The 13,047-nt window shown below is 61.3% G+C and carries 13 protein-coding genes; 1 reads left to right on the top strand and 12 read right to left on the bottom strand.

The window, feature by feature from the left end; genetic code table 11:
• Positions 1-68: 68 nt before the first annotated feature.
• The 7 genes from uvrC to A3722_RS14270 all read right to left on the bottom strand — a co-directional run bounded on the left by uvrC (position 69) and on the right by A3722_RS14270 (position 7,272).
• Positions 69-1,937, bottom strand: a complete 1,869-nt coding sequence (gene uvrC / locus A3722_RS14300; RefSeq protein ID WP_067628891.1) for an excinuclease ABC subunit UvrC — start codon at positions 1,935-1,937, stop codon at positions 69-71.
• A gap of 285 nt (positions 1,938-2,222) precedes the next feature.
• On the bottom strand, positions 2,223-3,002 hold the full coding sequence (locus A3722_RS14295; RefSeq protein WP_067629778.1) for an SDR family oxidoreductase: 780 nt from the start codon (positions 3,000-3,002) through the stop codon (positions 2,223-2,225).
• Positions 3,003-3,014: 12 nt separating this feature from the next.
• Positions 3,015-3,974 carry a calcium/sodium antiporter gene (locus tag A3722_RS14290; RefSeq protein ID WP_201722036.1) on the bottom strand — a complete coding sequence of 320 codons (960 nt, stop codon included), beginning with the start codon at positions 3,972-3,974 and terminating at the stop codon, positions 3,015-3,017.
• Between the two features lie 167 nt (positions 3,975-4,141).
• Positions 4,142-4,939, bottom strand: coding sequence for a S49 family peptidase (locus tag A3722_RS14285; protein ID WP_067629775.1), 798 nt, complete (start codon positions 4,937-4,939; stop codon positions 4,142-4,144).
• Between the two features lie 60 nt (positions 4,940-4,999).
• Positions 5,000-5,761 (bottom strand): ABC transporter permease, encoded by a 762-nt coding sequence (locus tag A3722_RS14280; RefSeq protein WP_067629772.1) that lies wholly within the window; start codon positions 5,759-5,761, stop codon positions 5,000-5,002.
• On the bottom strand, positions 5,758-6,687 hold the full coding sequence (locus tag A3722_RS14275) for an ABC transporter ATP-binding protein (protein ID WP_067629768.1): 930 nt from the start codon (positions 6,685-6,687) through the stop codon (positions 5,758-5,760). Before A3722_RS14275 ends, A3722_RS14280 begins: the two co-directional genes overlap by 4 nt.
• Before the next feature lie 63 nt (positions 6,688-6,750).
• Positions 6,751-7,272: a CoxG family protein gene (locus A3722_RS14270; protein WP_067629764.1), complete on the bottom strand. Its 522-nt coding sequence runs from the start codon at positions 7,270-7,272 to the stop codon at positions 6,751-6,753.
• 104 nt (positions 7,273-7,376) lie between these two features.
• On the opposite strand from A3722_RS14270, the gene A3722_RS14265 reads away from it, so the two are divergent.
• The gene (locus tag A3722_RS14265) at positions 7,377-8,357 is read left to right on the top strand and encodes a DMT family transporter (RefSeq protein WP_067629762.1); all 981 of its coding nucleotides are present in this window, start codon (positions 7,377-7,379) and stop codon (positions 8,355-8,357) included.
• Here the strand turns inward: A3722_RS14265 and A3722_RS14260 are convergent.
• The 5 genes from A3722_RS14260 to A3722_RS25325 all read right to left on the bottom strand — a co-directional run bounded on the left by A3722_RS14260 (position 8,354) and on the right by A3722_RS25325 (position 12,469).
• Complete coding sequence (locus A3722_RS14260; RefSeq protein ID WP_067629759.1) at positions 8,354-9,319, bottom strand: NADPH:quinone oxidoreductase family protein; 966 nt, start codon at positions 9,317-9,319, stop codon at positions 8,354-8,356. The genes A3722_RS14265 and A3722_RS14260 overlap by 4 nt on opposite strands.
• An 83-nt stretch (positions 9,320-9,402) precedes the next feature.
• Positions 9,403-9,513, bottom strand: coding sequence for a DUF2474 family protein (locus A3722_RS23435; RefSeq protein ID WP_082849496.1), 111 nt, complete (start codon positions 9,511-9,513; stop codon positions 9,403-9,405).
• Positions 9,513-10,520 (bottom strand): cytochrome d ubiquinol oxidase subunit II, encoded by a 1,008-nt coding sequence (gene cydB / locus A3722_RS14255; protein ID WP_067629754.1) that lies wholly within the window; start codon positions 10,518-10,520, stop codon positions 9,513-9,515. Before cydB ends, A3722_RS23435 begins: the two co-directional genes overlap by 1 nt.
• A 1-nt stretch (position 10,521) precedes the next feature.
• Positions 10,522-11,970 (bottom strand): cytochrome ubiquinol oxidase subunit I, encoded by a 1,449-nt coding sequence (locus A3722_RS14250; RefSeq protein WP_067916231.1) that lies wholly within the window; start codon positions 11,968-11,970, stop codon positions 10,522-10,524.
• 88 nt (positions 11,971-12,058) lie between these two features.
• Entirely contained in the window at positions 12,059-12,469 is a 411-nt protein-coding gene (locus A3722_RS25325) for a sensor histidine kinase (RefSeq protein WP_443068782.1), read from the bottom strand.
• Positions 12,470-13,047 lie beyond the last annotated feature (578 nt).

Raw genomic sequence — 13,047 nt, 5'->3', positions numbered from 1 at the left:
TATCTTGCGCCGTTCGCGGCTGAAAGGACGAAACCGCGCCAGCGGTCTGCCCTTCGGCGGACGCATACCTAACCCTTTTCATGGAAGTAGCCATAAATTGTCTCTGCCAGCGCATCCGACACCCCTTCGACGGCCTTAAGATCGCTGAGGTTCGCGCGGCCCACCGCCTTGGCCGAGCCGAAATGCGCCAAAAGCGCGCGTTTGCGCGCAGCCCCAACGCCCGGCACATCGTCCAGCGGCGTGGCGCTGACCCCCTTGGCGCGTTTCGCGCGGTGAGTGCCGATAGCGAAACGGTGCGCCTCGTCACGCAGCCGCTGCACGAAATACAGCACCGGATCATTGTGCCGCAACGCCATGACGCGCTTGCCGACACGGTGGAACTCTTCCTTGCCCGCATCCCGATCAATGCCCTTGGCGACGCCGACCATCGGAATGTCCTGTACCCCATGCTGCGCCATAATAGAGGCCACGGCGCTCACCTGCCCCGCACCCCCGTCAATCAGCAACAGATCGGGCCAAAGGCCACGACTTCGGTCCGGGTCTTCTTTGATCAGGCGCTTAAACCGGCGGTGCAGTACTTCTTTCATCATGCCAAAGTCATCACCGGGGGTCAGGTCATCGCCGCGGATGTTGAACTTGCGGTACTGGTTTTTCATCATCCCTTCGGGGCCCGCGACAATCATCGCGCCCACCGCATTGGTGCCTTGGATGTGCGAGTTGTCGTAAACCTCGATCCGATCGGGCGGTTTTGGCAGATCAAAGGCATCGGCCAGCCCTTGAAGCAGCTTGGTCTGGGTCGCTGTCTCGGCCATCTTGCGGGCTAGGCTTTCGCGCGCGTTGCGCAGGGCACCGTCGACCAGTTCGGCTTTCTCGCCCCGCTGTGGCACCAACAGTTCCACCTTGCGACCGATCTTGCCGCTCAGCGCTTCGGCCATCAGATCGGGGTTTTCGATCTCATTGCTCAGGATCAACTGCCGCGGCGGCTCGCGGGTGTCGTAGAACTGGCCGATGAAAGCCTCCAGCACCTCGGCGGCGTCTACATCGGCCCCGACGCGGGGGTAGTAATCCCGGTTGCCCCAGTTCTGGTTGGCGCGAATGAAGAAGACCTGCACGCAGGCCTGACCGCCCTCCATATGCAGCGCGATGATGTCGGCCTCGTTCACCCCTTGCGGGTTAATGCCTTGGGCCGTTTGCACCTGCGTCAGCGCCTTGATCCGGTCGCGCAGGGCGGCGGCGCGTTCAAACTCCATCGCCTCAGATGCCTCGGCCATGTCCTGCGCCAGACGGCCCTGAATCTCGGTCGATTTGCCACTCAGAAACCGCTCCGCATCACGGACGGTCTGGCGGTATTCCTCGGCCGAGATCTTGCCGACGCAGGGGGCCGAGCAGCGTTTGATTTGGTGTTGCAGACAGGGCCGTGTGCGGCTGTCGAACATCGCATTGGAACAGTCCCGCAGCAGGAAGACCCGCTGCAACTGGTTGAGCGTCCGGTTCACCGCGCCCGCGCTGGCGAAGGGGCCATAATAGCTGCCCTTTTCCTTCTTCGCGCCGCGGTGTTTCTTGATCTGCGGATAGTCGTGATCAGCGGTGACAAGGATATTGGGAAAGCTTTTGTCGTCGCGCAGCAGCACGTTGAACTTGGGCTTGAGCTGCTTGATCAGGTTCTGTTCGAGAAGCAGCGCCTCGGTTTCCGTCTTCGTGGTCAAAAACATCATCGAGGCCGTATTGGCAATCATCCGCGAAATGCGGCCCGAATGCCCCGTCGGCCGCGCATAGGACGACACCCGCGCGCGCAGGTTCCGCGCCTTGCCAACATAGAGCACGCGGCTCTCCGCATCGAGCATCCGGTAGACGCCCGGCGAGGAATCGAGCGACTTCAGATAGGCCTGAATCACTTGGCGGCCTTGCGGCGGTGGGCTGTCGTTTGGCGTGGTCATCTCAGGCGCTGATTCTCCTGCTTCGCTGCAATAGGACGGCAATGGGGGCAAGCTTTAACATGTCCACCAAACATGTGGATAACTCTGCCGATAACTTCTGGGCATCTTGGATTTCTCTTTGTTTTTAACATGGTTCGCTGATTTGCCTATTTTTTAGGCAGGACCGTAATACACTGATTTCGCTCATTCTTTTGTTTACCATGAAACAAGCCCCTGAAAACAAAAGGGTTTCGGTAACACTTTGGTTACATAGGTTAACGAGGTGCAAAACTTCCCGCATGGCCGTCAGTTTCGGGGGCTTTTAGGGCTTGTATCCCACTGCAAATGTTCGCCGCCATCGGTGCAGATAAGCTGCCCTGTGACGCCCGGCGAATCGATGAAATAGCCCAGTGCCGCCGTGATATCCTCTGGATTTGCCCCCCGGCCCAAAACCGTGCCGCGGCGCTGCGCGGCAAAGTCTTCGGCGTCTTGATGCGGGCCTTGCAACGTGGGGCCGGGACCGATGCCATTGACCCGGATCGCCGGGGCCAGCGCCTGCGCAGTGGTGCGTGTCATTGCCCAAAGGCCCATCTTGGCGATCGTATAGGTGGTGAATTCCGGCGTCAGGCTGCGCACCCGCTGGTCGAGCATATTGACGATCAAACCGCGCGCACGCGGCTCGCCCCCGGCGTCGACCTCGGGCATCAGCCCCTGCCCCGCCATCGCCTGCGTCAACACGAAGGGCGCCCGCAGGTTGCTGCCCATATGGCGGTCCCAGCTTTCACGGCTGGCGCTCGCGATATCGTCCTGCTCGAATATCGAGGCGTTGTTCACAAGGCAGGTGATCGGCCCGCCAAGCGCCTCTGCCGCGCAGGGCAAGAGCGCCCCCGCTGCGGTATCGTCCAAAAGGTCGGCTTGCAGGGCCACGGCGCGACGGCCCATGGCCGTAATCTCAGCGGCGGTTGCTTCGGCCCCGGCACGCGAGGTGGCGTAATGCACCGCCACGTCAAAGCCCCGCTGCCCGAGATAGAGCGCCATGGCGCGGCCCAGACGTTGCCCGGCCCCGGTCACCAATGCCCGCCGCATCTGCCGCCCTCCTCAGATCAGGATGATTAACAAATAAAGCCCGTAAAGCGCGCTGAGCGCCACACCCCAAAGCCGCGTGATATCGCGCCCCAGATAGACGAAGGGGATCAGCAGCAGTGACGCGCCCAGCATCACCCACAGGTCGATCCGCAAGAAGGCTTCGTCGACCGAAATCGGACCGACAAGGCTTGCGATGCCGATAATAGCCAGCAGGTTGAACATGTTCGAACCAATGACGTTCCCAAGCGCCACATCCGCTTGACGGCGCAGCGCCGCCATCACCGTGGTCGCCAGTTCAGGCAGCGACGTGCCGACGGCCACCAGCGTCAGGCCGATCACCGTGTCGCTGACACCGTAGGTCTGGGCGATGACCGTCGCATTATCCACCAAAAGGCTTGCGCCCAAGGGCAAGCCGATCAGCCCGAGGATCAGGAACAGCGCAATCTGCCAGCCCGCCATGTCGGGGTCGGCGCCTTCGGGCTCTTCCTCTTCCTCAACCTCCCCGCTCCGGCAGGCGCGGCGGTGATCTTTGGCATCGCCGAAAGCGTCGTAGAGCATATAGGTCAGACCGGAGAGCAGGATCAGCCCCGAGATCCAGTCGAACACACCGCGGAAGGCCAACGCGATAAAGAGCAGCGATGCCGCGATCATCTGATTATAGGTCTTGCGCGTGCTGCATTCAGAGGTGTGCATCGTCGCCAACAGAGCGGGAATGCCCAGCACCATCAGGATGTTAGCCGTGTTCGACCCGACCACATTGCCAAGCGCCAGCCCCGGCACCCCGTCCAAGATCGCCTTGACCGAAATCAGCAGTTCAGGCGCAGAGGTACCAAAGGCCACGATCGTCAAACTGACGATCAGCGCGGGCACCCCAAGGCGCAGCGACAGGTTCACCGCGCCTTTCACCAACGCATCCCCCGCAAACAGCAGGATCACGAGGCCAAGCCCCGAAAGTAGCCATGGCATCAGCATTAACGCCCTCCCTTACAGGCACATTCGCCTTTGCCAATGCGGTAACGTCCGCAGTCACGGCATTTGGTCCGGGACAGGCGTTTGCCCCCCAGCCAATGCATTTTTCCAAACCAAGCGAGCAGGCCCATCGCCACTAGAAACAGCAGAACGATCTTAAAAACCATGGGCTAGAGACCAAACCGCGCATAGGCCGCGCGTTCCTCTATGCCCTGCACCGCGTCCTGCACCATCTGCACGCCAAAGCGTGACAGCAGCCCGCGTTTCACGCCGTAGCGGCGCAGTTTCACCTTGTCACCAAAGCGCTCTTTCAACAGCGGTTTCAGATGGCCGACACCGTCGATCAAGCCCAGTTCGGCGGCGCGTTTCGCCAGCCAGATTTCCCCGGTAAAGAGGTCTTGCCCCTCGGGCAGCTTGCCCGCGCGGCGGGTCTTTACATGGTCGATAAAGTTCTCATGAATGTCTTCGAGCAGCGTTTTCAGCCGCGCGACATCTTCGGGGTCTTCCGGGCGGAAGGGGTCGAGCATGGATTTGCTCTGCCCTGCCGTATAGACGCGCCGCTCGACCCCATGCTCGCGGATGAATTCATGCACCCCGAAAGAGGCAGAGATCACCCCGATGGAGCCCACAACCGAGCTTGGGTCGGCGTAAATTTCATCCGCCGCAGCCGCCAGCCAATAGCCGCCTGAGGCCGCGACATCTTCGACAAATGCGATAACGGGGATGTTCTTTTCCTCAGACAGCCGCCGGATACGCGCGCCGATCAACGAGGATTGCACCGGGCTCCCACCGGGAGAGTTAATCTCCAGCGCGACAGCGGCAGGCTTGCCCTTAGCAAAGGCCTTTTCGATGACCGGCCCCATCGTGGCATCGTTCAACACCGCGCGGCCCTGCGAGCCGATCATGCCGGAAAGCCGGATCACGGAAACGCTGGGCGGGGATTTAAGGAAGGGCAGCCGAATTCTCATTCTTCTCATGTAGAACGCCCACCCGGTGCAAACAAGGCGGGCGCAGAAGTTTCGCGGCCCTCAGGCCCGCAGACGCCAGCCGGTGCGGAAAATCCACCAGATCACGCCAAGGCAAAGCGCCGTGAACAGCGCGATTGCCGCAAGGCTGGTCAGGATCGGCACATCGGCAGAGCCGAAAAACGCCCAGCGGAAGCCTGAGATCAGATAGACCACCGGGTTGAAGTGCGAGATCACCTGCCAGACCGGCGGCAGCATCGAGATCGAGTAGAAAGACCCGCCAAGGAAGACCAGCGGCGTGACGATCAAGAGCGGCACAAGTTGTAACTGCTCAAAATTCCCTGCCCAGATGCCGATGATAAAGCCCATTAGCGCGAAGCTGATACAGGTCAGGATCAGGAAAGCGACCATAGCGATGGGATGCTGGATGGTTATATCGACAAAGAAAAACGCCGTAATCAGGATGATCGTGCCGATGAACAGCGCCTTGGTGGCCGCCGCACCGACATAGCCGATGACGATCTCGAAAAAGTTGATCGGGGCCGAGAGCAATTCATAGACCGTGCCGATAAATTTCGGGAAATAGATGCCGAAAGAGGCGTTTGAGATCGACTGCGTGATGACGCTGAGCATGATCAGACCCGGCACAATGAAGGCGCCATAGCTCACACCCTCGACCTCTTCGATCCGGCTGCCGATGGCTGCGCCGAAAACAACGAAGTAGAGCGAGGTCGACAGCACCGGAGAGATGATACTCTGCGTGATGGTTCGGAAAAACCGTGCCATCTCGAACGCGTAGATGGCTTTGATCGCGGTCCAGTTCATGCCGCATCCTCCTTGAGCAGATCGACAAAGATATCTTCCAGACTGCTTTGCCGTGTCGCCACGTCTTGCAGCACCAGACCGCTTTCGGCCACTTTGGAGAGCAGCTTGGTGATGCCGGTCCGCTCGGCGTTGGTGTCATAGGTATAGATCAGGGACCGACCATCGGCGGACAACTCCACATCGGGCGACTGCAGCGCCAGCGGCACGTCGGTGATCGGCTCGGTGAGCTGCACTTCAAGTTGCTTTTTGCCCATCCGCGCCATCAGCGCGTCTTTCTCTTCGACCAGCAGCAATTCGCCCTTGGCGATGACGCCGATCCGGTCCGCGATGGCCTCGGCCTCTTCGATGTAATGGGTCGTTAGGATGATCGTCACGCCCGAGGCTTTCAGCCCCGCCACGATCTCCCACATGTCCTTGCGCAGTTCCACGTCGACGCCCGCGGTGGGCTCATCAAGGAACAGCACCTTCGGGTCATGCGACAGCGCCTTGGCGATCAGCACGCGGCGCTTCATCCCGCCCGAAAGCTCACGGATCTGGCTGTCTTTCTTGTCCCAGAGCGAAAGTTGACGCAGGATTTTCTCCAGCACCGCCTCATCCGCCGGCCGGCCAAACAGCCCGCGCGAGAAGCGCACGGTGTTGAGCACCTTTTCAAACGGTTCAAGGTTAATTTCTTGCGGGACCAGCCCGATCATCGTGCGTGCAGCGCGGAAATCGTCCTTAATGTCATGGCCACCAACGGTCACTGTGCCACTGGTCGCCGTGGTGATGCCGCAAATGGTCGAGATCAGCGTCGTCTTACCCGCCCCGTTGGAGCCTAGGAGAGCAAGGATTTCGCCCTGTTCGATCTGTAGGTTGACCCCTTTAATCGCCTCGAAACCGCCCGCGTAGGATTTACGCAGGTTCTGAATATCCACGATTGTCGGCATGGTCGTCTCCGCTTTGGTAAGGCGGGCAACCTAACTGGCTTTGGGCCGGGTGAACAGATGCGTTCAAGTCTTGGCGCGGCCGAACCAGCCCTTTTTGGCGGGGGCGTCTTTATCAGCTTCCGCGCTTTCGCCCGTCTCTTCTGCCGGACCTTCGAGCGAGGATTGCAGATTGTCGAAAAACTGATCCGCCATTTTCTTAGCGAAGCCATCGATGATCCGGCTGCCAAGCTGCGCCAGCTTGCCGCCCACTTTGGCCTCCACGTCGTAACTCAACTCGGTGCCGCCGTCCTTTTCCGCCAGCCGCACTTCCGCGCCGCCCTTGGCGAAACCAGCGGCCCCGCCTTTACCCTCGCCGGTGATGGTCAGCGCTTCGTTCGGCACCAGATTAGAGAGTTTCACATGCCCCTTAAAGGTCGCCTTTACCGGGCCGACCTTTTGCACCACCGTCGCGTCATAGCCCTCTTCGACCGAGCCGGTAACATCCTGCGCGCCGGGCACGCAGGTTTGCAGCATCTCAGGGTCCAGAAGGGCTGCATAAACCTCGGCTGGGGTGGCGGCGATCTGGCGGGTGTCGGACATCTGCATTGCTGGCTCTCCCTTTAACCTATCCTTTCAGCCTAGCGGGTAATTCTGCGCAAACCAACGTCAAAGCGCTGGACCTCTCCCGCCGGGCTGGTAGGTCTTTGGTCATGAGCACCTCTCCCCATAACCGCGCCGGGCTGGCGATCGGGTTGATCCTTCTCGGCGTGGCCGCGATTTCAGTCAATGACATGCTGATCAAACGTCTATCGGGCGGCTATCCGCTACATCAGATCGTTTTCACACGGTCGGCCATCGGGATCGTGTTGGGGCTGGTTTTGGTCAAACTTGAGGGCGGGTTTCACCTGCTCAGGACGCGCCAGCCGGGGCTGCATCTGCTACGCGGGCTGCTGATCGTGATTTCTAACATGTCATTCTTTCTGGCGCTTTCGGTCTTGCCACTTGCCGAAGCGACGGCCCTGTTCTTTGCCGCCCCCCTGTTCATCACGCTGCTGTCGATCCCGCTGTTGGGCGAAAAGGTCGGCCCGCTGCGGCTTGGCGCGGTGATCGTGGGGTTTATCGGCGTGGTTATTATGATGCGCCCTTGGGCTTCTACGACGACGCTCGAAGTTTCCCGCTGGGTTCTGCTGCTGCCGGTGCTGGCAGCGCTGACCTATGCATTGAACCAGCTTATGACCCGCAAGCTCGGCGTGAACTCCAAAGCTTCGGCCCTGATGGTCTATATCCAAGCCGCTTTTGTCGCCGTGTCGCTGGGGTTTTTCCTGATCGCGGGCGATGGGCGTTTCGTGGATGAGGGCAGCAATGCCTCGCTGCAATTCCTGCTGCGCGGATGGGTTTGGCCTGCTGAGGAGGATTTCCTCACCTTCCTCGGCATCGGCCTCAACATCGCGCTGATCGGCTATTGCCTGAGCCAAGCCTACCGGCTGGGCGACGCCGCCACCGTGGCCCCGTTTGAATATATCGGGCTGCCGCTGGCGGTTTTCTGGGGCTTCGTGATCTTCGGTGATCTGCCGGTTTGGGAGGTCTGGGTCGGGATCGCGCTGATCCTCGCTTCCGGTCTTTTCGTCTACCTACGCGAGCGCCAAAAGGCGCTGCGCGTGACACGTTTGCAGGGCGGGCGGCGGGCCTAGCGCGCCACCTTCACCACCACCTTGCCCGTCGCTTTGCGGTCGCGCAGCAGGGCCAGCGCCTCATTCGCCTGCTCCAGCAGCATGACGTTGCTGACATGGGGTTTCAGCTTGCCCGCGACATACCATTTGATCAGCTCGGCGAAACTGTCGGTCAGCACCGAAGGTTTGATCTTGGCATAGCCGCCCCAGTAAAAGCCCAACACGCTCAGGTTCTTGACCAGCAGGATATTCGCCGGGATCTGCGGCACCTCACCGCTGGCAAAACCTAGCGGGATCAGCCGCGCTTCGGGGTTGCAGGCGCGCATGGCGGCTTTGAACTGATCGCCGCCCACCGGGTCATAGACCACATCGGCCCCGCCCAATTCCTTGACGATGGCGCGGATGTCGTCGGTCTCGGAGTTGATCAGGTGATCGGCTCCCGCCTCTTTGCAGACGGCGAGTTTATCAGCGCCGCGGGCCACGGCGATCACCTCGGCCCCCATCAGCTTGCCCAGTTCCACCGCCGTCAGCCCGATGCCGCCCGAGGCACCCAAGACCAACAGCCGCTCACCCGGTTGCAACCGCGCCTTATAGTCCAACGCGACATGGCTGGTGCCGTAAGCGATGAGGAAAGCTGCTGCATCCACGGCGGTCATCGCTTCGGGGATCGGCACGCAGACCGCGGCGGGAATGGCGGCATATTCGGCCAACCCGTTAAACCCGGTATAGGCTGCCACGCGCTGACCAACTTTCAGGCCATCGACCCCTTCGCCCAAAGCGGTGATCGTGCCCGCCATCTCCATCCCCAAGGTAAACGGCAGCGGCGGCTTTTCCTGATAGGTGCCCTTGATGATCAGCAAATCGCCAAAATTCAGCCCGCAGGTATCGACTTGGATCAGCACCTCGCCCTGCCCCGGCATCGGCATCTCAAGCTCTTGCAGGGTGAGCGGTTCGTCATAGGCGGTGACTTGCATGGCGCGCATCGGGCTGTCCTTTCGTGCTGCTTTGGGCTTGAAGAGGCCAGATGCCGCAGCACTTGGCAAGGCCCGAGGCACGCGCCGCTGCGTCAGCCGGGCATGATCACCAGCCGGATGCCATAGGCCACCACCGCCAACAGGGCGACGCTGGCCAGCCAAAGCGCCACGAACCAGCCGCTGCGTTTCAGCCATTTTCCCATCAGTGATAGCCCTCCTCGGGGTCGATCTTGCCGCGGAACACCCAATAGGCATAGGCCGTGTAGCTGAGGATCAGCGGCAGCAGCACCAGCGTGCCGACCAGCGCGAACATCAGGCTTTCATCGGGGGCGGCGGCATCGGCGATGGTCAGGCTTGGCGGCACCATATGCGGGTAAAAGCTGATCCCGATGCCGATGAAGCCCAACACGAACAGCGCCTGCGCACAGAGGAACGGCTGAATGTCCGCCTTGCGTTGCAAGCCGCGCAGCATCCCAAAGGCCGCAAGCGCCACCAAAAGCGGCACCAAGCCGCTGAACAGCGCCGTGGGCCACGCGAACCACCGCTCGAAATAGACGGCATCGGTGAACGGCGTCCAAAGGCTGACCATCCCCATGAAGACCAAAGTCGCCACCGCCAGCGGCCAAGCAAGGCGGCGCATGTGGGCCTGAATGCGGCCCTCAAGCTTCATGTTGAGCCACGTAGCCCCCAGCAGAGCATAGCCCACGGTCACCGCCACCCCGGTCAGGATCGAGAAAGGCGTGAGCCAATCCCACCAGCCGCCCGCATAGGCGCGGCCTTCGATCTCGATCCCCTGCACCAGCGCGCCAAGGGCGATGCCCTGACAGAAGGAGGCCACCAGCGAGCCGCCGAAAAACGCCATGTCCCACAGGGGCTTCCAACGTTTGGTACGCCAACGGTACTCAAACGCCACGCCGCGAAAGATCAGCCCCAGCAGCATCAGGATGATCGGCATGTAAAGCGCGGGCATGACAACCGCATAGGCCAGTGGAAAGACCGCAAAAAGCCCACCGCCGCCCAACACCAGCCAAGTTTCGTTGCCGTCCCAGATGGGGGCGACCGAGTTCATCATCACGTTGCGCTCGCCCTCGTCCTTGGTCATCGGAAAGAGCAGCCCAACCCCCAGATCGAACCCGTCGAGGACGACATATATCAGCACGGCACCGGCGATGATCCCGGCCCAGATGAACGAAAGTTCCAGTCCAAACATCTCAGCTATCCCCGCGCTTGTTTTTGACCGCTTTGTCTTTGACCGCCGCCTCTTCGCCGACAGCAAGGATCGGCCCGTCATCCTGCGCGGCGTCATCCTGCGCCGCGTCGCGTTCGTCTTCCAGCACATGATCCACAACCGGTTTGCGCATCATCGCCACGATATACCACGTGCCCGCGCCAAAGACGAAAAAGTACACCACGATGAAAGCGATCAGCGAGGTCGCCACGGCGGGTGCCTCAATCGGTGCAAGGCTTTCAGAGGTCCGCAGCAGCCCGTAAACCGTGAAGGGCTGCCGCCCGACCTCGGTCGTGATCCAGCCCGCCAGCACCGCGACAAAGCCGGTCGGCCCCATCAGCAGCGCCAACCGGTGCAACAGCGGCGCATCGTAAAGCCGCCCCCGCAGCCGCGCGAGTGCGGCCCAAAGACCCAGACCCAACATCGCAAAACCAAGCGCGATCATGATGCGGAAAGACCAGAAAACAATCGCCACGGGCGGCTCATCCTCATCCGGGATCGTGTCCAGCCCCGGTAGCGGCGCGTTCAGATCGTGCTTGAGGATCAGTGAAGAGAGCTTGGGGATCTCGACCGCGTAATCAATGCGCTTTTCCTCAGGGTTCGGGATGCCGAAAAGGATCAACGGCGCGCCATCTGGATGGCTGTCGTAATGCCCCTCCATCGCCATGACCTTGGCGGGCTGATGCTCCAGCGTGTTGAGGCCGTGCATGTCGCCCGCAAAAATCTGTAGTGGCGTGACCAGCAAAAGCATCCACATCGCCATCGAGAACATCCGCCGCGCGGCCCGGTCGGCGTGATCGCGCAGCAAGTGCAAACCGCCGACCGCGCCCACGACCAGCGCCGTGGTCAGATAGGCCGCCAGCACCATATGCACCAAACGGTAGGGGAATGACGGGTTAAAGACGATCGCCCACCAGTCCTCGGGCACGAATTGCCCCACGTCGTTGATGCCAAAGCCCGCAGGGGTCTGCATCCAGCTGTTGACCGACAGGATCCATGTCGCCGAGGCCAGCGTGCCCAGCGCCACCAGCGCTGTGGCAAACATATGCAGCCCGTCGCCGACCCTTTTGCGGCCAAAGAGCATGATGCCAAGGAACCCGGCTTCGAGGAAGAAAGCCGAGAGGACTTCATAGGCCATCAGCGGCCCGACAACCGGCCCTGCCTTGTCGGAAAACACCGACCAGTTTGTGCCGATCTGGTAGGACATGACGATGCCCGAGACGACCCCCATGCCAAAGGCCACGGCAAAGATTTTCTTCCAATAGTTAAAGAGCTTTAGATAGGTTTCTTCGCGTTTCCAAAGCCAAAGCGCGTTCAGCACGGCCAGAAAACTCGCCAACCCGATCGAGAAAGCCGGGAAGATGATGTGAAACGAAACCGTGAATGCAAACTGCACCCGCGCTAGGATTTCGGCGGTGTAACCGTCGAGCATGAGAAGCCCTCGCGTGTTGTTTCCTGACCTATATAGGACCGGGGAGAGGGAGAGGCACAGGCTAAATTGCCGCAGTCCTTTGCGCGCGCTAACTGTCGAAGGTTATCACGACGCGCAGCCCCGGCGCGTTGTCGATCAGTTCCAGCCTTGCCCCATGCAGTTTCGCCACCCCATCGACCAGCGCCAGCCCCAGCCCATGGCCCGGCGTGCCCCGGCTGCGGTCAAGCCGGTAGAGCCGCTGCAGCACTTTGTCGCGGTCCGCCGCCGGAATGCCGGGGCCGCTGTCCGCTAAAGTGAGCACGACCTGTCCTGCCGTCTGGTTCAACGATATCTCTACCGCTTCGGCATCGCCGGAATGGCGCAGAGCGTTCTCGATTAGATTGGCCAGCAGTTGGCCCAACAGCGCCCGGTCGCCGGTGACATGGGTCGATGTCTCCGGCAGATCGCAGAGCAAGCGTTTGCCCTGCTCCCCCGCTGCGGGCTCATAAAGCTCGATCATGGTGCGGCAAAGCGCGGCCAGATCGACGGGGGCGAAATGGGCGCGGGCGTCGCCCTGCTCTACCTGCGCCAATTGCAGCAGGGATTGGAAAATGGCCGCGATACCGTCCAACTCGGCGCGGGCGCGGGCCAGCGGCTCGGCGCGGTCCTCGCCCGTGGCCTCGGCCCGATCCAGATCGTCCAGATGCACCGAGACACGCTGTATCGGCGTTTTCAGGTCATGCGCGATATCCAGTGACACCTGCCGCAGCGCCGCCACGGAGGTTTCCTGCGCCCGGGCCATCTGGTTCACCGCCTCCCCGATGCGCAGCAGGTCATCCGACCAGCGCGGCCCGGGCGATACCCTTGCTGCCAGATCGCCCGCAGTGAGCCGGTCCAGCGTGGCGCGGATCACCTCAACATGACGTTTAGAGCGTCGGGCAAGGATCAGCCCGCCCGAGAGCGCAATCAGCACCGTGGGCAGAAGGCTGACCAACAGAATGTTGACGAAAACCTCACGCAGGGCCGTGATCTCGGCCCGGCTGCGCGCGATGGTCAAAAGCCCGCCATNNAGGACCACCGGGGCAGGCTGCCCAGCCC

Origin of the sequence: Sulfitobacter sp. HI0027, assembly GCF_001634775.1 — a bacterium.
GTDB lineage: Bacteria > Pseudomonadota > Alphaproteobacteria > Rhodobacterales > Rhodobacteraceae > Sulfitobacter.
The sequence above is the reverse complement of the archived record's forward strand: the minus strand, read 5'-3'. Positions and strand labels throughout refer to the sequence as shown.